This is a genomic window from Sphingomonas sp. (genome assembly GCF_017745215.1).
In the GTDB taxonomy this organism is placed as follows: domain Bacteria; phylum Pseudomonadota; class Alphaproteobacteria; order Sphingomonadales; family Sphingomonadaceae; genus Sphingomonas.
This window is the reverse complement of record NZ_JAGHZV010000021.1, coordinates 48,184-69,668: the sequence shown is the minus strand read 5'-3', so window position 1 is coordinate 69,668 and position 21,485 is coordinate 48,184. Positions and strand designations below refer to the sequence as shown.

Annotated in this window: 25 protein-coding genes; 12 read left to right on the top strand and 13 right to left on the bottom strand. The window is 68.6% G+C overall.

The features are described 5' to 3' along the window. Positions 1-2: 2 nt before the first annotated feature. From J7495_RS17750 to J7495_RS17715, 8 genes are read right to left on the bottom strand one after another with little or no spacing between them, the layout of a single operon-like run. The gene (locus J7495_RS17750; protein ID WP_294058201.1) at positions 3-479 is read right to left on the bottom strand and encodes a PaaI family thioesterase; all 477 of its coding nucleotides are present in this window, start codon (positions 477-479) and stop codon (positions 3-5) included. Beyond that, the gene (locus J7495_RS17745; protein ID WP_294058200.1) at positions 466-933 is read right to left on the bottom strand and encodes a PTS sugar transporter subunit IIA; all 468 of its coding nucleotides are present in this window, start codon (positions 931-933) and stop codon (positions 466-468) included. The genes J7495_RS17750 and J7495_RS17745 overlap by 14 nt, the downstream gene beginning before the upstream one ends. Before the next feature lie 33 nt (positions 934-966). Then, positions 967-1,563: a ribosome-associated translation inhibitor RaiA gene (raiA, locus tag J7495_RS17740; protein ID WP_294058198.1), complete on the bottom strand. Its 597-nt coding sequence runs from the start codon at positions 1,561-1,563 to the stop codon at positions 967-969. A 53-nt stretch (positions 1,564-1,616) separates the two neighbouring features. Continuing rightward, positions 1,617-2,309, bottom strand: coding sequence for a DNA polymerase III subunit epsilon (dnaQ, locus tag J7495_RS17735; protein WP_294058196.1), 693 nt, complete (start codon positions 2,307-2,309; stop codon positions 1,617-1,619). 8 nt (positions 2,310-2,317) lie between these two features. Further along, on the bottom strand, positions 2,318-2,911 hold the full coding sequence (coaE, locus tag J7495_RS17730; protein WP_294058195.1) for a dephospho-CoA kinase: 594 nt from the start codon (positions 2,909-2,911) through the stop codon (positions 2,318-2,320). Next, on the bottom strand, positions 2,908-3,717 hold the full coding sequence (gene aroE / locus J7495_RS17725) for a shikimate dehydrogenase (protein ID WP_294058193.1): 810 nt from the start codon (positions 3,715-3,717) through the stop codon (positions 2,908-2,910). Before aroE ends, coaE begins: the two co-directional genes overlap by 4 nt. Next, on the bottom strand, positions 3,714-4,310 hold the full coding sequence (locus J7495_RS17720; protein WP_294058192.1) for a nucleoside triphosphate pyrophosphatase: 597 nt from the start codon (positions 4,308-4,310) through the stop codon (positions 3,714-3,716). Before J7495_RS17720 ends, aroE begins: the two co-directional genes overlap by 4 nt. Then, positions 4,307-5,137 carry a pyruvate, water dikinase regulatory protein gene (locus J7495_RS17715; RefSeq protein WP_294058191.1) on the bottom strand — a complete coding sequence of 277 codons (831 nt, stop codon included), beginning with the start codon at positions 5,135-5,137 and terminating at the stop codon, positions 4,307-4,309. Before J7495_RS17715 ends, J7495_RS17720 begins: the two co-directional genes overlap by 4 nt. Before the next feature lie 309 nt (positions 5,138-5,446). Between J7495_RS17715 and hemE the strand changes: the two genes are divergently transcribed. From hemE to J7495_RS17685, 6 genes are all read left to right on the top strand, one after another. Then, positions 5,447-6,481, top strand: coding sequence for a uroporphyrinogen decarboxylase (gene hemE / locus J7495_RS17710; protein WP_294058227.1), 1,035 nt, complete (start codon positions 5,447-5,449; stop codon positions 6,479-6,481). Continuing rightward, complete coding sequence (locus J7495_RS17705) at positions 6,478-6,930, top strand: CopD family protein (protein ID WP_294058189.1); 453 nt, start codon at positions 6,478-6,480, stop codon at positions 6,928-6,930. The genes hemE and J7495_RS17705 overlap by 4 nt, the downstream gene beginning before the upstream one ends. Before the next feature lie 28 nt (positions 6,931-6,958). After that, the gene (locus tag J7495_RS17700) at positions 6,959-7,273 is read left to right on the top strand and encodes a hypothetical protein (RefSeq protein WP_294058188.1); all 315 of its coding nucleotides are present in this window, start codon (positions 6,959-6,961) and stop codon (positions 7,271-7,273) included. 199 nt (positions 7,274-7,472) lie between these two features. Continuing rightward, positions 7,473-8,729 carry a transcription termination factor Rho gene (rho, locus tag J7495_RS17695; protein ID WP_294058187.1) on the top strand — a complete coding sequence of 419 codons (1,257 nt, stop codon included), beginning with the start codon at positions 7,473-7,475 and terminating at the stop codon, positions 8,727-8,729. A 115-nt stretch (positions 8,730-8,844) separates the two neighbouring features. Further along, positions 8,845-9,495: a YjbE family putative metal transport protein gene (locus tag J7495_RS17690; RefSeq protein WP_294058186.1), complete on the top strand. Its 651-nt coding sequence runs from the start codon at positions 8,845-8,847 to the stop codon at positions 9,493-9,495. Positions 9,496-9,527: 32 nt separating this feature from the next. Beyond that, positions 9,528-10,151, top strand: a complete 624-nt coding sequence (locus J7495_RS17685) for a TerC family protein (protein WP_294058185.1) — start codon at positions 9,528-9,530, stop codon at positions 10,149-10,151. Here the strand turns inward: J7495_RS17685 and J7495_RS17680 are convergent. Continuing rightward, the gene (locus J7495_RS17680) at positions 10,148-10,840 is read right to left on the bottom strand and encodes a dienelactone hydrolase family protein (RefSeq protein WP_294058184.1); all 693 of its coding nucleotides are present in this window, start codon (positions 10,838-10,840) and stop codon (positions 10,148-10,150) included. The two genes, J7495_RS17685 and J7495_RS17680, sit on opposite strands and share 4 nt — an antisense overlap. Then, the gene (locus J7495_RS17675; RefSeq protein ID WP_294058182.1) at positions 10,837-11,316 is read right to left on the bottom strand and encodes a methylated-DNA--[protein]-cysteine S-methyltransferase; all 480 of its coding nucleotides are present in this window, start codon (positions 11,314-11,316) and stop codon (positions 10,837-10,839) included. The genes J7495_RS17680 and J7495_RS17675 overlap by 4 nt, the downstream gene beginning before the upstream one ends. 35 nt (positions 11,317-11,351) lie before the next feature. On the opposite strand from J7495_RS17675, the gene J7495_RS17670 reads away from it, so the two are divergent. Genes J7495_RS17670 through J7495_RS17645 form a run of 6 tightly spaced genes read left to right on the top strand, consistent with a single transcriptional unit; the run spans position 11,352 to position 17,101 of the window. Then, the gene (locus J7495_RS17670) at positions 11,352-11,585 is read left to right on the top strand and encodes a DUF6489 family protein (RefSeq protein WP_294058181.1); all 234 of its coding nucleotides are present in this window, start codon (positions 11,352-11,354) and stop codon (positions 11,583-11,585) included. 20 nt (positions 11,586-11,605) lie between these two features. Further along, on the top strand, positions 11,606-12,895 hold the full coding sequence (gene mnmE, locus J7495_RS17665; RefSeq protein ID WP_294058179.1) for a tRNA uridine-5-carboxymethylaminomethyl(34) synthesis GTPase MnmE: 1,290 nt from the start codon (positions 11,606-11,608) through the stop codon (positions 12,893-12,895). 57 nt (positions 12,896-12,952) lie between these two features. After that, positions 12,953-14,782, top strand: coding sequence for a tRNA uridine-5-carboxymethylaminomethyl(34) synthesis enzyme MnmG (gene mnmG / locus J7495_RS17660; RefSeq protein WP_294058177.1), 1,830 nt, complete (start codon positions 12,953-12,955; stop codon positions 14,780-14,782). Next, complete coding sequence (gene rsmG, locus J7495_RS17655; RefSeq protein WP_294058176.1) at positions 14,779-15,402, top strand: 16S rRNA (guanine(527)-N(7))-methyltransferase RsmG; 624 nt, start codon at positions 14,779-14,781, stop codon at positions 15,400-15,402. Before mnmG ends, rsmG begins: the two co-directional genes overlap by 4 nt. Then, positions 15,399-16,187, top strand: coding sequence for a ParA family protein (locus J7495_RS17650; protein WP_294058175.1), 789 nt, complete (start codon positions 15,399-15,401; stop codon positions 16,185-16,187). Before rsmG ends, J7495_RS17650 begins: the two co-directional genes overlap by 4 nt. Next, positions 16,184-17,101, top strand: coding sequence for a ParB/RepB/Spo0J family partition protein (locus J7495_RS17645; RefSeq protein ID WP_294058174.1), 918 nt, complete (start codon positions 16,184-16,186; stop codon positions 17,099-17,101). The genes J7495_RS17650 and J7495_RS17645 overlap by 4 nt, the downstream gene beginning before the upstream one ends. Before the next feature lie 193 nt (positions 17,102-17,294). On the opposite strand, the gene holA is transcribed toward J7495_RS17645, so the two are convergent. From holA to leuS, 3 genes are read right to left on the bottom strand one after another with little or no spacing between them, the layout of a single operon-like run. Then, entirely contained in the window at positions 17,295-18,317 is a 1,023-nt protein-coding gene (gene holA / locus J7495_RS17640) for a DNA polymerase III subunit delta (protein ID WP_294058172.1), read from the bottom strand. Next, complete coding sequence (gene lptE / locus J7495_RS17635) at positions 18,314-18,811, bottom strand: LPS assembly lipoprotein LptE (protein WP_294058171.1); 498 nt, start codon at positions 18,809-18,811, stop codon at positions 18,314-18,316. Before lptE ends, holA begins: the two co-directional genes overlap by 4 nt. Continuing rightward, positions 18,808-21,357: a leucine--tRNA ligase gene (leuS, locus tag J7495_RS17630; RefSeq protein WP_294058170.1), complete on the bottom strand. Its 2,550-nt coding sequence runs from the start codon at positions 21,355-21,357 to the stop codon at positions 18,808-18,810. Before leuS ends, lptE begins: the two co-directional genes overlap by 4 nt. Between the last annotated feature and the right edge of the window lie 128 nt (positions 21,358-21,485).

Below are 21,485 nucleotides of genomic sequence, written 5' to 3'. Positions count from 1 at the left end.
GCTCACCCCTGGCGATAGCCGGGCAGCCCGGCAAGCGCGATGCGCGAGCGCATGAAGGTGCCGGTGCCGCGCGCGGCCTCCTCGCCGGTCGCGTCGATCAGCCGCGCCTCGGCGACGAACACGCGGCGCTGGCCGCTCACCCAGCGGCCTTCGGCGACCACCGGACCCTCCCTCAAAGGCTTGGTGAGCAGCAGGTTGAAGGCAGTGGTGAGCAGGAAGCGATCGGTGACCAGGCTGTTCGCGGCATAGAAGGCCGCGTCGTCGAGCATCTTGAAGTAGCTCGTGCCGTGCGCCGCGCCGGCGGCGTGGAAATAGCGGCCATCGAGGGTGAACTCGATCCGGGCGACGCCGGCCTCGGGAATCACCAGCCGCGAGTCGAACAGCTGGTTGATCGGCGCCGAGGCATAGAGCGATTCGAGCGCGCGATAATGCGCCTCCGCCCCGGTGGGAGCGCCCGATACGGCGTCAGGCGGCGTCACGCGCCTCGACGCCGGCGATCAGCGCGAAGATGGCATCGTGCGACCCGGCGCCGCGCAGCTTGGCGGCGAAGGCCCGGTCGCGCAGCAGCCGCGAGACGCGCGCGAGCGCCTTGAGATGCTCGGCGCCCGCACCCACGGGGGAGAGCAGCATGAACACCAGGTCCACCGGCAGCTCATCGACCGCGCCGAACTCGATCGGCTGCGCCAGCCGCACGAAGGCGCCGACGACATGCTTCAGCCCGTCGAGCTTGGCGTGCGGAATCGCGATCCCGCCGCCGAAGCCCGTCGAGCCGAGCTTCTCGCGATCGGCGAGTCGCTCGGCGACGATCTTGGCATCAAGACCATAAGCCCGCTCGGCAAGTCCCCCGAGCTGCTGAAACAAGATCTTGCGGTTGCCCACATTCATGCCCGCGACCACGGCTTCGTGGGCGAGCAAGTCGCTCAAGTCGGTCATCAAACTTCCATGCAAATCCTGGCAGGCCGGCATTCAGGCGGCGCGATTGGGCTCCACCCAGCCGATGGTTCCATCTCCCCGGCGATAGACCATATTATAGGCACCCGTGCCGCTATTACGGAACAATAGGGCATTGGTATTACGTAAATCCAACATCATCACGGCGTCCGACACGGTGGTGTCGGGCACGTCGACCCGCATCTCGGCGATAACCACCGGAGAATCCGAGGGTTCCTCGTCCGCTGCAGATTCCTGGAACAACGTGTAGCCGGCATTGTCGGCGCCGTTGTCGTACGCGCCGCTCTCGGCTGCGGCGATGATCTCGCCGTTCTGGCGGTCCTTGAGGCGGCGGACGTAGCGGCGCAGCTGCGTCTCGATCCGGTCGGCCGCGCCGTCGAACGCACCGTGCGCGTCCATCCCCGAATTGGCGGCCTTGAGCAGCAGGCCCTGAGTCACGTGCATGATGATGTCGCAGGTGAAGCCGTTGTCGTGCGGACCCTTGCCGAAGGTCGCCTGCGAAGACAGCGCGCGTGCGAAGTATTTGCCGCTGATCCCCTGAAGCCGGTCGGCGACTTGCGACTGGAGCGCCTCGCCCGTTTCCACCTGGTGGCCCGAAATCCGGATATCCATGACGTCCTCCGCACTAAAATAGGGCGCGCACCTAGGCACGCAGTTCCGCATCGTCAACCGGATGCGGCCGTGCCCCAGAGCGGCTCCTCCAACCGTTCGAGAAAGGCTTTGTGGCGTTCTAGTTCCGCCGGCGACGCTTCAAAATGCCGCGCGGGGCGGACCTGGGCGCGCACCGGCGACTCCACCACCGCTTCGCGCATCGGCGCGACGTCGACCGCGAGCCCCAGCGTAATCTGCCGCCCGCCGGTGAGCTCGACATAGACTTGCGCGAGCAGCTGCGCGTCGAGAAGCGCGCCGTGAAGCGTGCGCGCGCTGAGATCGATGCCGTAGCGCGAGCAGAGCGCATCGAGCGTGTGCTTGGCGCCGGGATGGCGGACGCGGGCGAGCGCGAGCGTATCGACCATCCGGTCCATCGCCACGATGGGCCGACCGCAGAGCTTCAGCTCGCCGTTGAGGAAACCGAAGTCGAAGGTGGCATTGTGCGCGACCAGGGGCGACTCGCCGATGAACTCGAGCAGCGCCTCGACGACGTCGGTGAAACCCGGCTTGTCGCGCAGGAACGCGTCGCTGAGGCCGTGCACCGCAAACGCCTCGGCCGGCATCGCGCGGCCGGGGTTGATATAGGCGTGGAAGTTCTCGCCGGTCGGCACGCGGTTGACCAGCTCGATGCAGCCGATCTCCACGAGCCGGTCGCCACCCGAGAAGCTCAGCCCCGTCGTCTCGGTGTCGAACACGATTTCACGCATGCGAGTCTCTATCGGCCTGCCGGACCCGCGAGGCAAGCGATGACCGATCGAATCTGCGCGCGAGTGGCGTCGAGCGTGGCGCCGGTGTCGATCACGAAATCGGCGAGGGCGCGCTTCTCGGCGTCGGGGAGCTGGCGCGCGAGGATCGCGTCGAAGCGCTCGGGGGTCATGTCGGGGCGCCTGAGGACGCGCTCGCGCTGGACCTCGGCGGGAGCGGAGACCACTGCGATCCTGTCGACTCGGCTCGCGCCGCCGGTCTCGAACAACAGGGGGATGTCGAGCACGGCCAGCGGCGCCTCGGCGTTGGCTGCGAGGAAGGCCGCGCGCTCCTCGCCCACCGCGGGGTGAACGATCGCCTCGAGCCGCGCCATGGCGTCATGATCGCCGATCGCCACGGCGCGCAGTGCCTCGCGATTCACGCCCCCTGGCCCCGTCGTTCCCGGGAAGGCCGCTTCGATCGCCGGCACGATGCGGCCGCCCGGGCCCTGCAGCGCATGCACCGCGGCATCGGCGTCGAACACCGGCACGCCTTCGTCGCGGAACATCTGCGCGACGGTCGACTTGCCCATGCCGATCGAGCCGGTGAGGCCCAAAATGATCATGCGAGCAGCGCGCGCAGTTCGTCGTCGCGGTCGCGCGGCGGGGCGGCGCCGAAGAAAAGTTCGAAGGCGAGCGCTGCCTGGCCGACGAGCATCTCGAGCCCGTCGACCGTGTCGAGCCCGCGATCGTGCGCCTGGGCGAGCAGCCCGGTCTCGAGCGGCGCATAGACCGCATCATAGACCACCGCGTCCTCCGGCAGCGGCGACAAGTCGACGGCGAGCGGCGGCTGGCCGGTCATGCCGAGCGCGCTGGCATTGACCACCAGCCGGGCGGGCGGAATCGCGCTTCCGAGCGGCAACGCGTCGCCCTTGAGCCCGAAGCTCGCGAGCAGCGCGGCCGCCTTGAGCACGTTGCGGTTGAGGATGGTCACGCGGCCGACGCCGAGCTTCGACAGCGCGAACAGGATTGCGCGCGCCGCGCCGCCCGCGCCGATCACCACCACCGGCTGACCGATGAGGTCGAGCCCCGCGATCGGCGCATAGAAGCCCCCGGCATCGGTGTTGGTGCCGATGAGCTTGCCGTCCTCGCCGCGGATCACGGTGTTGATCGCGCCAATCGACGCGCGGACACCCCCGGGATCGCCGACGAATTCGAGCGCCGCCTGCTTGTGTGGGATGGTAATGTTGCAGCCGCGCCAGTCGGGATCCTCGGCGCGTCCGGCGAAATAGGCGCCGAGGTCCTCGGGCGCGACGCGGTGCCTGCGATAGTCCGCCTCGATCCCAAGCGCCTTCAGCCAGAAGCCGTGGATCGTCGGCGATTTGGAATGTGCGATCGGGTCGCCGATCACTTCGGCATAGGGCGACGTCATGACGCCAAGACCCCACGCGTCCTCAGATAATCAACTACTTGCATCAGCGGCATGCCCAGTACGGTGAAATGATCCCCCGCCACCTTGGCGAAGAGCTGGATCCCGGGCCCCTCGATCCGGTAGCAGCCGACGCAGCCCGAAATCGCCGGCCATTCCTGGTCGAGATAGGCCTGGATGAAGCCCTCCGACAGCGGCCGGACATGCATCCGCGCGCGATCGACGAAGCGCCACACCGGGCGCCCTGCTTCGGCGATCACTGCGGCGCTGATCAGGTCGTGGTGCCGCCCCGACATCCGCCGGAGGTGGTCGGCTGCCTGTTCGCGGCTCTCCGGCTTGTCGAGCAGGCTGCCGTCCTCGAGCGCGACCACCGAATCGCCGCCGAGCACCAGCGCCCGGGGAATCATCTGCGAGACCTTGAGCGCCTTGAGCTCGGCAAGCGCGTCGGCCAAGTCGCGCGGCGCAACTTGCGCGGCCTTGAGCGATTCCTTGGCGGCCGCCTCGTCGACCTGCGCGGCGACGGCCTCGTGCGGCACGCCCGCGGCATCGAGCATCGCCCGCCGCGACGCGCTCTGGGACGCGAGGACCAGCTTCATTCCCGGTCGCCGCCCGTGAGTCCCGCCATGCGCTCGTTGCAGAGCTGGATGATCGCGGCGGCGGTCTCCTCGATCGAGCGGCGGGTGACGTCGATCACCGGCCAGCCATTGTCGGCGAACATGCGCCGGGCATAGGCGATCTCGCGCGCTACCGAATCCTGGTCGACATAGCTCGTCTCGGGGTGCTGGTTCAGCGAGAGGAGGCGATTGCGGCGGATCGCGACCAGCCGGTCGGCACTCGTCGTGAGCCCGACGATCAGTGGATGCCTGAGCTTGTAGAGATCGGGCGGGGGCGGCGATTCGACCACGATCGGGATATTGGCGGTCTTGTATCCGCGGTTGGCGAGGTAGATCGAGGTCGGCGTCTTGGACGAGCGCGACACCCCGACGAGGACGACGTCGGCCTCTTCCCAATCCTCCATGCCGATGCCGTCGTCGTGCGCGATGGTGAACTGGATCGCGTCGACGCGCGCGAAATAGGCGGCGTCGAGGACGTGCTGGCGACCCGGCCGCGCCTTGGCTTCCTGGCCGAGCAGATTGGTCAGCGCATGATTGACCGGATCGAGCGGCGCGACCGCCGGCAACCCCATCGCGCGGCAGCGGGCCTCGAGCGTGCGTCGGATCTCGGAATTCACCAGGGTGAACAGCACGAGCCCCGGGTTCTGCGCGATCTCCTGGAGGATGCGCTCGAGATGCGCTTCGCTGCGCACCATCGGCCAGAAGTGGCGCAACGTCTCGACATCGTCGAACTGGGCAAGCGCCGCCTTGGCGATATTCTCCAGCGTCTCGCCCGTCGAATCCGAGAGAAGGTGGAGGTGCAACCGCATCAGGGGGACAGCTTTGTGGACAACATCGTGGACAGCGCTAGCGCAAGCGCGTGCACGGGCCAAGCGTCCGCAGGCTCGGGGAGTCGCAGCTGATTCGTCCACAACGCGGTCCCCAGCCCGTCGATCCGATCCACAGGCTGTGGATTACGGGATTACGACGAGCGAATCCGGCTGACTCCGAGGGGCGGACGCGCGTCAAGCTGTTGGCAGATCGCGGACAAGTGCATAAGCCCCGGCTTCCACGCGCCAACAGACTCCAGCATCTTTCTTGAATCTAAGACTCTCTTGAGTCTGTAAGGGAGACCCGACCTGACTCCGGTTCCGTCCAAGCCGCTCCTCGAAACGCTGAAAGGGGTTCGCCAGGAGAGCCCGCCGATCTGGTTGATGCGCCAGGCGGGGCGCTATCTGCCCGAATATCGCGCGCTGAGGGCCGAGAAGGGCGGGTTCCTCGTGCTTGCGCTCGACAGCGAGGCCGCGGCCGAGATCACGCTCCAGCCGATCCGGCGCTTCGGGATGGACGGGGCGATCCTCTTCTCGGACATCCTGATGGTGCCGATGGCGCTGGGCCAGAAGCTCTGGTTCGAGGCGGGCGAGGGGCCGCGGCTGGCGCCGGTGATCGCGAACAGGGCCGCGCTCGACGCGCTGGTGCCCGATCCAAGGGTGCTCGAGCCGATCTACGCGACCGTGCGCCGCGTGAAGGCCAGCTTGCCTCATGACGTCACCTTGCTGGGCTTTGCGGGCAGCCCCTGGACGGTCGCGACCTATATGATCGCAGGGCAAGGGAGCCGCGAACAGGCCGAGGCGCGCCGGCTCGCCTATGCCGATCCCGCGCTGATGCAGGCGCTGGTCGACCGCATCGTCGATTGCACCGTCGACTATCTGTTCGGCCAGGCGGAGGCGGGCGTCGAGGCCGTGCAGCTGTTCGACAGCTGGTCGGGCAGCCTCTCGCCGGCGCAGTTCGAGCAATGGGTGGTCGCACCGACCGCGCGGATCGTCGCGGCGTTCAAGGCCAGGGCGCCGCAGGTGCCGGTGATCGGCTTCCCCAAGGGCGCGGGCGGCAAGCTCGCCGCCTATGCGCGCGAGACGGGGGTCGACGCAGTGGGGCTCGACGAGAGCGTCGACCCAGCCTGGGCCGACGCCGTGCTCCCCGAAGGGCTGCCGGTGCAGGGCAATCTCGATCCGCTCGCGCTGATCGCCGGCGGCGCGACGCTCGATGCCGCGATCGACCGGATCCTCGGGGCCTTTCCGAATCGCCCGCACGTGTTCAATCTCGGTCACGGCATCCAGCAGGACACGCCGATCGAGCATGTCGAGGCGCTGCTGGCGCGGGTGAGGGGACGATGATCGGATTCCTGGGAAGCACCTATCTGTGGGTGAAGGCTGCGCACCTCATCTTCGTGATCTTCTGGATGGCGGGGCTGTTCCTTCTCCCGCGCTATCTCGTCCATCACCAGGAAGCGCTGGGCACGCCCGAGGCGGCCAAATGGGCCGAGCGCGAGGCGTTGCTCAAGCGCATGATCCTGACGCCCTCGATCGGCATCGTCTGGCTGCTGGGCCTTACCCTCGCTGCGAACATGGGGTTGTTCGACGGCGCGCCGGGGCTCGGCTGGCTCCACGCCAAGCTGCTCCTCGTCGTGGCGCTTTCGGGCTATCATGGTTGGGCCGTGTCGTATTCGCGCAAGCTCGCCGCGGGCAAGGCGCCGATTCCGTCGCGTACGCTCAGGCTCCTCGGCGAAGTACCCGCGCTCGCGGTGATCCTCATCGTGGTGCTTGCGGTGGTGAAGCCCTTCTGAGACGATTGCGGTCAGGGGGAGAATCGCGATGATCCTGGCGCTGGCCCTTGCCGCGGCGCTGCCGGCCGACGCCAACGAGGCGGACCTCAAATGCGTCGCCGCGATTGCGATCGCGCTGTCCGATGCGAGCGACGACAAGGCCAAGCCGCTTTCCTACCAGCTCAGCTATTTCCTCGGGAAGATCGCCGGCCGCACGCCTGGCTATGACCTGGGCGCCAATCTCCACCGCGCGTCGGCTGCGTACGCGGCCGACGTCTTCAAGGGCGAGCTCGGCCGCTGTGCCGACGAGTTTCGCGCCAAGATGATGGAAGTCGATCGCGCCAGCAAATCGCTCGGCGGCTAGCGCGGTTTCGCTACCGAATCGGGCGAGTCGTTCCCCGAAGCCGGTTGACTAAGCCCGGCGGCGCACCTAATTCCGACGCATGCCCCCGCTGCTTGCGGGGCGCATCCCTCCTTCACAGCATCGCCCGCGCGCCAGCTTCGCCGACCGACGCAACCGCCGAACCCCGCCCAAGAACCCCCCACGCCCGGACTCCAATTTCATGCATCTCAAGGACCTTAAGAAGAAAGCCCCCGCCGAACTGGTCGAAATGGCCGAGGAACTCGGCGTCGAGGGCGCTTCGACGCTTCGCAAGCAGGACCTCCTCTTCGCGATCCTCAAGGCCCAGGCCGAAAACGGCGAGCAGATCATGGGCGAGGGCACGATCGAAGTGCTGCCCGACGGCTTCGGCTTCCTCCGTTCGGCCCAGGCCAATTATCTCGCCGGCCCCGACGACATCTATGTCTCGCCCAACCAGGTCCGCAAATTCGGCCTGCGCACCGGCGACACGGTCGAAGGCGAGATCCGCGGCCCTAAGGACGGCGAGCGCTATTTCGCGCTGACGCGCCTCGTCTCGGTCAATTTCGACGATCCCGACGCGGTCCGCCACCGGGTCAACTTCGACAACCTCACCCCGCTCTATCCCGAGCAGAAGCTCACGCTCGATCCCGCCGATCCGACGATCAAGGACAAGTCGGCGCGGGTGATCGACATCGTCAGCCCGCAGGGCAAGGGCCAGCGCACGCTGATCGTCGCGCCGCCGCGGGTCGGCAAGACGGTGATGCTCCAGAACATCGCCAAGGCGATCACCGACAACCATCCCGAGGTCTTCCTCCTCGTCCTGCTGATCGACGAGCGCCCCGAGGAAGTCACCGACATGCAGCGCTCGGTGAAGGGCGAGGTCGTGTCCTCGACCTTCGACGAGCCGGCCACCCGCCACGTCCAGGTCGCCGAGATGGTGATCGAAAAGGCCAAGCGCCTCGTCGAGCACAAGAAGGATGTCGTGATCCTGCTCGACTCGATCACGCGCCTCGGCCGCGCCTACAACACGGTGGTGCCGAGCTCGGGCAAGGTGCTCACCGGCGGCGTCGACGCCAATGCGCTGCAGCGCCCGAAGCGCTTCTTCGGCGCGGCGCGCAACATCGAGGAGGGCGGCTCGCTCTCGATCATCGCCACCGCGCTGATCGACACCGGCAGCCGCATGGACGAAGTGATCTTCGAAGAGTTCAAGGGCACCGGCAACTCCGAGATCGTGCTCGACCGCAAGGTGGCGGACAAGCGCATCTTCCCGGCGCTCGACGTCGGCAAGTCGGGCACGCGCAAGGAAGAGCTGCTGGTCGACAAGGCAAAGCTCTCCAAGATGTGGGTGCTGCGTCGCATCCTGATGCAGATGGGCACCATCGACGCGATGGAGTTCCTGCTCGACAAGATGAAGGACTCGAAGACCAACGAGGACTTCTTCGACTCGATGAACCAGTGAGCGCGCGGGCCCTGAATTAGAGTAGCGAATTCGGGCCCACGCCGATCCGGCGGCGCGCGAACCCCGGCCGACGGTGGGCTATGCCCACGCCCGAGTTCGGGTTAGGGGCGCATCCATGCATTTCAACTTCGCCGCCATCGCCACGCCTTCGGGACTCGCCAGCCTGGGGCAGATCATCCTCGGTGATCTGACCATGGCCGGCGACAATGTCGTGGTGATGGGCTCGCTCGCTTCGGGGCTGCCCGAGAAGCAGCGGCGCCAGGTGCTGATGCTGGGCGTCGCGATGGCGCTGGTCTTCCTGATCGGCTTCTCGCTGATCGCGGTCGAGCTGCTCCACATCACCGGTCTGGTGCTCGCCGGCGGGCTGCTGCTGCTCTGGGTCGCCTATAATATGTGGCGCGAGATCCGCGAGGCGTCGCACGCGCGCAGGCACGGCGCCGAGGAAGCCGGAGAAGCCGCCGCCGCGCCGCCCGCCAAGACCTTCCTGCGCGCCGCGGTGCAGATCACCCTCGCCGACCTGTCGATGAGCATCGACAATGTCCTGCTCGTCGCCTCGATCGCGCGCGAGAACCCCGCGCTGCTGTTCATCGGACTCACCTTCTCGGTGCTGCTGATGGGCCTCGCCGCCAATTTCGTCGCGCGGCTGGTCCAGCGCTATCACTGGATCGGCTACATCGGCCTCGTCGTGATTCTCTGGGTCGCCGGGCGAATGATCTACGAAGGCGTGGTCGACCACCAGATCGGCATCCTCCACCTGCTCGTCTGAGGCTTGCCGCCGGGCGCGAGCGTTCGTACGCCATGACCATGGACCTCGGCTCGCTCTTCGCTCCCGGTGCGCTTCAGGCGCTCGGCGAAGTCATCGTCATCGACCTGGTGCTCGCGGGCGACAATGCCGTCGTCGTCGGGGCGCTCGCCGCGGGGCTGCCGCATCGCCAGCAGCGCCAGGTGATCCTCGTCGGCATCGGCGCGGCGCTGGTGATGCGCATCGCCTTCGCGCTGATCGCGACGCAGCTGCTCCAGGTGATCGGCCTGCTCTTCGCGGGCGGGCTGCTGCTGCTCTGGGTCTCGTGGCGGATGTGGCGCGAGCTGCGCGGCACCGCGCACCACCATGACGAGCACGCCGCACGCCCGCCCAAGCGCTTCCTCGCCGCCGCCTGGTCGGTCGCGCTGGCGGACGTGAGCATGAGCCTCGACAATGTCCTCGGCGTCGCCGGAGCCGCGCGCGAGCATCCGGCGATCCTGGTCTTCGGCCTGCTCTTCTCGGTCGCGATGATGGGGCTCGCCGCCAACCTCATCGCGCGCGTGATCGACCGCTATCGCTGGATCGGCTTCGTCGGGCTGGCGGTGATCCTCTGGGTCGCAGTGCGGATGATCTACGAAGGCGTGGTGAGCCGCGAGACGGGGCTGGTGACGCTGTTCTAGGCGAGCGTCTCCGCGAAGAACGCCGCCGTCCGCGCGTCCGCCAGCTCCGCGGCTTCGGGCGAGCGGCGCTTGCCCATCTCGGTCGCGAAGCCATGATCCTCGCCCGGATAGGTATGGAGCGTCACCTTGGGATGGTCGTCGAGCCCCTCGTGCATCTTCGCCTGCACGTCGGGGAGCACGAAATGGTCGGCGCCGGCGATGTGGAGCAGCAGCGGGTTGGCGATCGCGTGCTTCTCGCCGAGCAACCCGTCGATCCCGACCGCATAATAGCCCACGCTCGCATCCACGTCGGTGCGCGCCGCGGTCATGTACGCCAGCCGGCCGCCCAGGCAGTAGCCCACCGCGCCGACCTTCGCCGCACCCAGCTCGCGCGCCGTGCGGATCGTCGCCTCGATGTCCTCGATGCCCTTGGTCTGGTCGAACTTGCCCATCCACTGGAGCGCCGCCTGGAACTGCTCCGGGACATCGGGATCGAGCACGATGCCCGGCTCGAGCCGCCAGAACAGGTCGGGCGCCAGCGCCAGCCAGCCGTCGGCGGCGAGCCGGTCGCATTTCCGGCGGATGCCGGGGTTCACCCCGAAGATCTCCTGGATCACCATGATCGCGCCGCGCGCCTCGCCCTGGGGCCGGGCGCAATAGGCCTCGAAGCGGCCGCTGCCGTCGAGCGCGTCGATCGAGATCATCGTCATAACAGCAGTCCTCCCGAATGGCGCCGCTCGTGCTCGAGCAGCCAGGCCTTGGTGGTGGGGCCGTCGCCGGCCGAATAATGCCCCAGCGCCCCGCCCGCGCCGAGCACGCGGTGGCAGGGGACGACGATGGGAAAGCGATTGCGCGCGCAGAGCTGGCCGATCGCACGCGCGGCCGAATCGAGCTGGCGAGCGAGCGCGCCGTAGCTGAGCGTCTCGCCATAGCCAACCGCGATCAGGCCCTGGCGGAGCACCGCGCCACGCGGCGTGCCGGCGGGCTCGAGCGCGAGGTCGAAGTCGCGCCGCTCGCCGGCGAACCATTGCTCGAGCTGCTCGGCTGCCGCGCGGACCGCGACGTCGGTACCGTGGACGGGGGCGCCATCGCCCCCGAGGCGGATGGCGGTCACCCTGCCGTTGCCGCCCTCCACTCGCACCGGGCCGATGGGCGTTGCGATCAGGGCGTGGTCGCGCGCATACATGGCGGCTCAACTAGCAGCCGGGCGTGGAGAAGACCATGAAGATCAACGTCGAAGTCGATTGCACGCCCGAGGAGGCCCGGCGCGCGATGGGATTGCCCGATCTCACCCCCGTGCATGATCGCTACATCAAGATGATGACCGATGCTATTGAAAAACAAGGAAATCCTGAAGCCGCCTTCGAAGCGATGATGAAGAGCTGGGCGCCGATGGGCGAGGCGGGGATGAGCTTGTGGCGCGGCATGTTCGACAGCATGGGCAAGAAGGGCTGAGCGGACCGGGTTTCCGACGAATGGACACGATCTTCGCGCTGTCGAGCGGCGCGCCGCCGGCGGCGATCGGGGTGATGCGGCTGAGCGGGCCTGGCGCGTTCGACGCTGTCCGCGCGCTGGCGCGGGGCGAGCTTCCCCAACCCCGCCGTGCGCGGCTGGTCTCGCTGCGCGATCCGGCGGAAGGCGCGTTGCTCGATCGCGCGTTGCTGCTCTGCTTTCCGGGTCCCGCCAGCGCGACGGGAGAGGATCTTGCCGAATTCCATCTCCATGGCGGGCGTGCAGTCGTTCGGGCGGTGGAGGCCGCGCTGGCGCGGCTCCCCGGACTGCGCCCGGCCGAGCCGGGGGAATTCACGCGGCGCGCGCTGCTCAACGGCCGGATCGACCTCAGCGAGGCCGAGGGACTGGGCGATCTGCTTGCCGCTGAGACCGAGACCCAGCGCCGCGTCGCGATCCGCAGCGCCGAGGGCGGGCTGCGCCGGCAGGTCGAGGCCTGGGCGGCGCGGGCACTGGCATTGTCGGCGAGCGTCGAGGCCATGCTCGACCATGCCGATGAGGCGGATGTCGCGGGGGAGGGCGACCTGCTCGAGCCGGTCCTCGGCCAGGCCGCGGCGCTTTCGGCCGAGATCGCAGCGGTTGCCATGCGTCCGCCGGTCGAGCGGCTCCGCGATGGCCTGCAAGTTGTGATCGCCGGCCCCCCCAATGCCGGCAAGTCGACGCTGTTCAACGCGCTCGCCGGGCGCGAGGCCGCGATCGTCTCGCCGCTCGCCGGCACCACCCGCGACCGGATCGAGGCGCCGGTGATGCGTGACGGGCTGGCCTTCGTGCTCACTGACACCGCCGGACTGTCCGAAGCGCCCGGCGATGCGGTCGAGGAAATCGGCATCGGTCTCGCGCGCGAAGCGATGGCAGGCGCAGATATCCTGCTCTGGCTTGGCGACGATGCGGCGCCTGCGGGAGAGGGCGTCATCGCGATCCATTCGCGCGCCGACGAATCGGGGCGTGTTGTCGCTGGCGATCGGCTGGCCATCTCTGCCGTCACGGGCGAAGGGATCGAGGCGCTCTGGGCGACCATCGCCGGCCTGGCCCGCACGATGGTCCCGCCGGCGGACCAGCTCGCGCTCAACCTCCGTCAGCGCGATCTCGCCTCGCGCGCCGCTGCCGCGCTCGGCGATGCCGCAGGCGAGCGCGATCCGCTGCTCCTCGCCGAGCAGCTTCGCGCGGCGCTGCGAGCCTTCGACGCGATCACCGGCCGTGCCGATGTAGAAGCGATGCTCGACGCGTTGTTCGCGCGCTTCTGCATCGGCAAATAGGCTGTTCCACGTGGAACGTTTTTGACGCGAGCGCCGGGAACGACTAGCGGGCGCGACATGCAGTTCGATGTGATCGTGATCGGCGGCGGTCATGCCGGGACCGAAGCGGCCGCCGCTTCGGCGCGGCGCGGCGCGCGTACGGCGCTGCTGAGCTTCGACCTTTCCAAGCTCGGCGCAATGTCGTGCAACCCGGCGATCGGTGGGCTGGGCAAGGGCCATCTCGTCCGCGAGACCGACGCCTTCGACGGCCTCATCGCTCGCGCCGCCGATGCCGCGGCGATCCATTATCGCATGCTCAATCGCTCGAAGGGCACTGCCGTCCAGGGACCGCGCGTCCAGGCCGACCGCAAGCGCTACGCGGCCGCGATCCAGGCGATGCTCCACGCGCAGGCAGGCCTTACGCTCGTCGAAGGCGAGGCGGCGGCGCTGATCCTCGACGCAGGCAGGATCGCCGGCGTCCGTCTCGCCGACGACACCCTCCTCTCGGCTCCGGCAGTGGTGCTCGCCACGGGCACCTTCCTCGGAGGCCGGATCTTTCGCGGCGAGGAGCGGCTCGACGGCGGCCGGATCGGCGAGTCTGCCGCGCATGCCATCGCGGCACAGCTCCGCGAGCTCGCGCTGCCGATGGCGCGGCTCAAGACCGGCACGCCGCCTCGGCTCGACGGCCGCACGATCGATTGGGCGCGCGTGGCCGAGCAGCCTTCGGACGAAGACCCCTGGACGATGTCGCCGGTCACGCCCGCGCGGCTGCTCCCCCAGCTCCACTGCGGCGTCACGCGCACCACCGAGGCGACGCACGACGCGATCCGCGCCGGCCTCCATCGCTCGCCGCTATTCACCGGCGCGATCGAGGCGCAGGGCCCGCGCTATTGCCCGTCGATCGAGGACAAGATCCATCGCTTCGGCGACCGTGACGGGCACCAGATCTTCCTCGAGCCCGAGGGGCTCGACACGCCGCTCGTCTATCCCAATGGCATGTCGACGTCGCTGCCCGTCGATATCCAGCAGGCGATGGTGGCGTCGATCCCCGGGCTCGAGCGGACGGCGATCGTCACGCCGGGCTATGCGGTCGAATATGACCATCTCGACCCCCGCGCGCTCGATGCGACCTTGGCGCTGCCCGTGCTGCGCGGGCTCTTCTGCGCGGGCCAGATCAACGGCACGACCGGATATGAGGAGGCCGCGGGCCAGGGACTGGTCGCCGGGATCAACGCCGCGGCCCATGCGCTCGGAATCGCGCCGCTGGTGCTCGACCGGGCCCAGTCCTACCTCGGCGTGATGATCGACGACCTCGTGCTCCAGGGCGTCACCGAGCCCTATCGAATGCTCACGGCGCGCGCCGAGTTCCGCCTGAGGCTGCGCGCCGACAATGCCGAGACGCGGCTCGGTCCGATCGCTCGCGAGCTCGGTTGTCTTGGGAAGGGGCGGCTGGCGCGCCTCGAAACGCGCCAGGCCGAGCGAGCGCATCTGGACGCACGTTTCTCCGAGCAGATCACCTCCAGCGTGCTCCGCAGCCGCGGCGCTCCGGTTGCCGCTGACGGGGCGCGGCGCAGCACCGCCGAATGGCTGCGCTTCCCGGGGGTCGAGCTTGCGCATCTCGGCGTGGCCTTTGACGGCGACCCGCAGCTGCTCGCCGAGGCGATCGAGGATGCGCGCTATGCTCCTTATCTCGAGCGCCAGGAAGCCGAGGTAAGCCAGCTCCGCACCAACGACGCCGTCCGCTTGCCCGAGGCGCTCGACTTCGCCGCGATCCCGGGCCTGTCGAACGAGATGGTCGAGCGGCTCAGCGCGTCGCGTCCCGCGACGCTGGGGGCTGCGTCGCGCATCCGCGGGATCACCCCGGCGGCGCTTTCGGCGATCCTCCTCCACGCACGGCGCGCCGCATGACCGAGGAGGAAGCGCGGGCCTGGGTCCGCGAGCGGTTCGGTGTTTCACGTGAAACGTTGCTCGCTCGCTTCGCCGAACTGCTCGCCGCCGAGAACGAGCGGCAGAACCTCGTCGCCGCATCGACGCTGGAGACGATCTGGAATCGACACCTCGTCGATTCCGCCCAGCTCGTCCCCCTCGCGGACGGCGCGGCCGAGGGTCCGTGGCTCGACATTGGCAGCGGTCCCGGACTGCCGGGCCTCGTCGTCGCGGTCCTCACCGAGCGACAGCTGGTCCTCTCCGAGCCCCGCGCCAGACGCGTCGAATTCCTTCGTCACGCGGCCGAAATGCTCGGGATCGCCGATCGGGTGACGGTCGAGCCGCGCAAGATCGAAGCTGTCCGGTTGCCCCGGAAAGCTGCGGTCATCTCTGCCCGGGCCGTTGCCGAATTGTCGCAGCTTCTCGCTGCCGCGCACCCTTGCGCGAATTCATCCACAAGATGGTTGCTTCCGAAGGGCAGCAGGGCGCATTCGGAGGTGGAAGCGGCGCGACGCGCGTGGCAGGGTGTGTTTCACGTGGAACCAAGCATTACGCAGCCGGATTCAGGAATCGTGGTAGCGCAGGAGGTGCGTAGCCGATGATCTGCATCGCGATTGCCAATCAAAAGGGCGGGGTGGGCAAGACCACCACGGCCATCAACGTCGGCACCGCGCTCGCCGCGATCGGCAAGCGCGTGCTGCTGATCGATCTCGATCCCCAGGGCAACGCCTCGACCGGGCTCGGCATCCTGCGCGCCGATCGCGAGCATTCGAGCTACGACCTGTTGGTGAGCGACGTGACGCTCGAAGAGGTCACCATCCCCACCAAGGTCCCCGGGCTCGACATCGTGCCGGCGACGCAGGATCTTTCGGGCGCCGAGATCGAGCTGATCGAGTTCGAGGCGCGCACCCACCGGCTTGACGGCGCGATCGCGCGGAGCACCGCGGCGGGGTCGCGCTGGGACGTCATCCTGATCGATTGCCCGCCGTCGCTGGGGCTGCTGACGATCAACGCGATGGTCGCGGCGCATGCGCTGCTCGTCCCGCTCCAGTGCGAATTCTTCGCGCTCGAGGGGCTCAGCCAGCTGCTCAACACCGTCGAGCGGATCCGCAGCCGCTTCAATCCCGGCCTGTCGATCCTCGGCGTGGTGCTGACGATGTACGATCGGCGCAACCGGCTGACCGACCAGGTCTCGGACGACGTTCGCGCGGTGCTCGGCCGCGTGGTGTTCGACACGGTGATCCCGCGCAACGTCCGCCTGTCCGAAGCACCGAGCCACGGCGTGCCGGCGCTGATCTACGATTACAAATGCTCCGGTTCCGAAGCCTATATCGCGCTGGCGCGTGAAGTGATCGAGCGCCTGCCCAAGCACAAGAAGGCCGCATGACGACCGAGACGCCCGTGCCCACCGCGCCCCTGAGCCCCGCCACTGCGTCGCGCAAGCCGCGCCCCGGGCTCGGTCGTGGCCTTTCGGCGCTGCTCGGCGACAATGCGCGCGAGGAGCCGGTGGGCGGCACGCCCGAAGCGAACTCCGGGATCCGCATGCTACCGGTGAGCTCGCTGGTGCCGCACCCGGGCCAGCCGCGCCGCTTCTTCGACGAGGATGCGCTCGAGGAGCTCGCCAAGTCGATCGCCACGCGCGGGCTGATCCAGCCGATCATGGTCCGCCCGCAGGGGCACAACTACCAGATCGTCGCCGGCGAGCGCCGCTGGCGCGCGGCGCAGCGCGCGCGGCTCCACGAAGTGCCGGTGATCGTCCGCGAACTCGACGATGCCGAGACGCTCGAGATCGCGCTGATCGAGAATATCCAGCGCAAGGACCTCAACGCGATCGAGGAGGCCGAGGGCTATTCGCGGCTGATCCAGGAGTTCGGCCACACCCAGGAAGCGCTTGGCCGGCTCGTCCACAAGTCGCGCAGCCACATTGCCAACCTGTTGCGATTGCTCGATCTTCCGACGCCGGTCCGCCAGATGGTGATGGAGGGTGCGCTCGACATGGGCCATGCCCGCGCGCTGATCGGCGTGCCTGACGCCGAGAAGCTCGCGCGCGTCGTGATCGACAAGGACCTTTCGGTCCGCGACACCGAGAAGCTCGTCCGCGAGTCCAAGCCGGTGCTCAAGCGCAAGGCCAGGGGCGACCGCGACGCCGATATCGAGGCGCTCGAACGACATCTGGGCGACGTGCTCGGGCTCAACATCCGCATCGCGCACGGGGCGAAGGGCGGCACGCTGACGCTGTCCTATTCGACGCTCGACCAGCTCGACATGGTCTGCCAGCGGCTTTCGGGCGAGCGGATCTAAGAAACTCGCCCCGGACCGCGACCGATTGCAATGTAGGAATTCGGGTGCTTGGCTGGCGCGGCTGGGGGAATCCCGCCGCTTTTTGAACCTGGCAGGGGCCGGACGCCGGATTCGCCGCGACGGGTTGTGACTCTTGTGACTTTTCGGCGGCCGATCGGCCTGCGACTCGAGTCGATCGCCGGAAGTCGGCGGTTCAGGCCCGCGCCCGGGCCGCGGCGCGCGTCACGGCAACGCATTCGGCTTCGGCGAGCACATCGCCTGCGCTCGACCCGTGCATCAGCCCGCGCTCGGCCTTGCGGACGCGATCAAGCGCGCGGGCGAGCTGGACCGCGTTCCAGCGTCGCAGCGCCCGAGCGGTCGAGGCTTTCTCACGGAAGAAGATTCGATGTTTTTCAATGACATCGTCGATGTCCGCGCCGGCATCGACTTCGCTGCGGAGCTCGGCGAGGGTCAGCAGCCGTCGCGCGAGCTGGCGCATCAGCGGGATGGTCTGCCCGCCCGATTCGGCCAGCCGCGCGAGCTCCTCGCCCACTTCGGCGACGCGCCCGTCGATCACGGCGTCGATCACCCCCGAAGCTTCGGCCTCGCCCAGGTCGGCGCCCACCGCGTCGAGCGCGCGGCCGTCGGCTTCCTTGGGGCGGTCGGGCGCCGAATCGAGGTAGAGCGCAAGCTTCTCGATCTCGCGCGTCAGGATCGCGCGATCGCCGCCGCAGGCCGCAGCGAGCCGCTGGGGCACGTCGCTGGTGAGGCGCAGCCCGTGCTCGCGCGCGATCATCGCCGCGATCCGCGTGATCTCGCCTGCCTCGGGCACATAGCAGCCGTGCGCCATCGCCGAGGGTGCCGCGACCGCGAGCTTGACCAGCTTGCCGCTTGCCTTGAGCCCCGGCCCGATCGCGACCACCGGATTGCCCGCGGCTTCGGCGCCGATCAGCAGGTTGAAGGCTTCGGCGCAGGCCTCATCCGCGCCCATCAGACGGATCAGCCGCTTCTCGCCGAACAGCGACATCGACGCGGCTTCGTCGGCGAGCAGGCCCGGCGAATCGCGCAGCCGCCTTGGGTCGATGTCGACACGCTCGGTGCCCGGGCCCATCGCGCGGATCAGCCGCTCGGCCAGCTCGGCCGCGCCCGATTCGTCGGGGCCGTGGAGGAGGTAGATGCGGAACCGCCCGCTCGGCTTGTCGAGCTCGGCGCGGATCTGCGCCGCGCTTGCCTTCATTTGGCGGTGGTCTGGGCGAATCGTGCGACGCGGGCCACGATCTGGTCGGCGACGATGCCGGAGAGCCGCTCGAGCGCCGAGCGCTCGGCCGCGATCGTCGCATATTCGGAGCCCACCACGTCGACGCCGGCGTCCGACCCTGCGGTCGCGTCGAGCACGACGGCGCCCGATTGCAGGTCGACGAGCTGGAAGCGCGCGCGCAGGGTCCGCCGCTCGCGCGCAACGCTGTCGTCGCTGCGCACGCCGAGGCCCGAGATCCGGTCGTCGAGCTTGACCTCGAGCCGGTAGCGCGCCGCCTGGCCGCCGCCCATCTCGAGCCTGTCCTTGAGCGCATTGGCGACCAGCCAGCCCGCCTGGCCCTCGATCGGCGCGACCTGGACCGAGGCGAAGGTGGTCTGCACCGGCCCGGCCTCGCCGCCGCCGTAGAGCGGGCGGAGCGAGCAGCCGGAGAGCGCGAGCGCAGCCGCGGCGAGCAGGAGGGCGGCGCGCGTCATGCGACGAGGTTCACCAGCCGGTCGGGCACGACGATCACTTTCTTCGGCGCCTTTCCTTCGAGCGCGCGCTGGACGTTCTCCGACGCCAGCGCGGCCGCCTCCGCGGTCTCGCGGGGCGCGCCCTTTGGCAATAGCAGCGTGTCGCGCAGCTTGCCATTCACTTGCACCGCGATCGTCACTTCATCGTCCACCAGCAGCACGGGGTCCACCTCGGGCCAGGCCGCGTCGGCGATCAGGCCGGCCTCGCCCATCGCGACCCAGGCCTCCTCCGCCAGGTGCGGAACCATCGGCGCGGCGATTCGTGCCAGCGTGCGCACCGCGGTCGCGCGCGAGGCGGAGGGCTTGGCGCGCTCGATCGCGTTCACCAGCTCGTAGAGCTTGGCGACGGCCTTGTTGAACGACAACGCCTCGATGTCCTCGGCGACGCCGGCGATGGTACGATGGAGCTTCTTGTCGAGCTCGGCATCGGCGCCCTCGGCGTCGGTCGGCTCGGCGAAGAGCCGCCACAGCCGCTGGACGAAGCGCCACGAGCCCTGGATGCCGTTCTCGCTCCACTCCAGGTCGCGCTCGGGCGGCGAGTCGGAGAGCATGAACCAGCGCACCGCGTCCGCGCCATATTGGTCGACGATCGGTTCCGGATCGACGGTGTTCTTCTTGGTCTTCGACATCTTCTCGACGCGGCCGACCGTCACCGGCGAACCGTCGGCGCGGAGCTTGGCGGTCTTTCCGTCGAAGTCGACATCGTCGGGAGGATACCAGGTGATGCGCCCGCTGCTCTTGTCTTCGTTGAAGAAGCTCAAATGCGTCACCATGCCCTGGGTGAACAGCCCCGCGAAGGGCTCGGCCACGTCGAGCATCCCCATGTGCTTCAGCGCCCGCGTCCAGAAGCGCGCGTAGAGCAGGTGGAGGATCGCATGCTCCACCCCGCCGATGTACTGGCCCACCGGCAGCCATTGCTCGGCGACCGCCTTGTCGAACGGTTTGTTATCCGGCTGGCTGGCGAAGCGGATGAAATACCAGGACGAATCGACGAAGGTGTCGAGCGTGTCGGTCTCGCGCCGCGCCTTGCCGCCGCAACCCGGGCAGTCGACATGCTTCCAGGTCGGATGGCGGTCAAGCGGGTTGCCGGGGACCTCGAAGCTGACATCCTCGGGCAGCACCACCGGCAGCTGGTCGCGCGGCACGGGCATGGGGCCGCAGGCATCGCAATGGATGATCGGGATCGGCGTGCCCCAATAGCGCTGGCGGCTCACCCCCCAGTCGCGCAGCCGCCACACGGTGGTGCCGGTGCCCCAGCCGCCCGCTTCGGCACGCGTGATCACTTCGCGCTTGGCCTGGGCGATGTCGAGCCCGTCGAGGAAGTGCGAGTTCACCAGGCTGCCCGGGCCCGACCAGGCCTCGGACTCGTGGAAGTCGGGCAGCACCTTGTCGCCGTCCGAGACGACTCGGCGGATCGGCAGGTTGTATTTGGTCGCGAATTCGAAGTCGCGCTGGTCGTGCGCCGGCACGCCGAAGACGGCGCCGGTGCCATAGTCCATCAGCACGAAATTGGCGATGTACAGCGGCAATTCCCACGCCGGATCAAAGGGATGCACCGCGCGGATGCCGGTGTCGTAACCCAGCTTCTCCTGCGTCTCGATCTCGGCCGCGCTGGTGCCGCCCGCCTTGCATGCCTCGATGAAGGCGGCGACGTCGGGGTTGGCGGCGCCCAGCGCCTGCGCGATCGGATGGTCCGCCGCGATCGCGACGAAGCTCGATCCGAAGATCGTGTCGGGGCGCGTGGTGAACACCTCGACGTCGCTGGAGCCGGTGTCGTTGCCGGTCAGCGCGAAGCGGAACTGCAGGCCCTCGGACTTGCCGATCCAGTTCTCCTGCATCAGCTTCACCTTGTCGGGCCAATGCTCGAGGCCCTGGAGGCCCTCCAGCAGGTCGTCGGCGAACTGGGTGATCTTCAGGAACCACTGGCTCAGCTTGCGCCGCTCGACCAGCGCGCCCGAGCGCCAGCCGCGCCCGTCGATCACCTGCTCGTTGGCGAGCACGGTCATGTCGACCGGGTCCCAGTTGACCGCCGATTCCTTGCGATAGACCAGCCCCGCGGCATGGAGGTCGAGGAACAGCGCCTGTTCCTGGCCGTAATAGTCGGGCTCGCAGGTCGCGAGCTCGCGCGTCCAGTCGAGCGCGAAGCCGAGGCGCTTCAACTGGGCCTTCATCGTCGCGATGTTGGCGCGGGTCCAGCTGCCGGGGTGGACCTTCTTCTCCATCGCCGCATTTTCGGCGGGCATGCCGAACGCGTCCCAACCCATCGGGTGGAGCACTTCCATGCCCTTCATCCGCCGGAAGCGCGCGAGCACGTCGCCCATCGTATAGTTGCGGACGTGCCCCATGTGGATGCGCCCCGAAGGATAGGGGAACATCTCAAGGACGTAGGACTTGGGCTTGGGGCTGTCGTCGCGCGCGGCGAAGGTGCGGGCGTCGTCCCACACCTTCTGCCAATGGGCGTCGGCCTTGAGCGCGTTGAACCGCGACACTGGGGTTTCCTTCTGCATGGCTGGAGGCACTAAGGGCGGGGAGGGCGCACAATCAAGGGCTGGCTGGCCTCAACCCGAGCACAAACGACGTCATCCCGGCGAAAGCCGGGATCCAGAGCCAAGGGCGATGCCGCTTGAGACCCTGG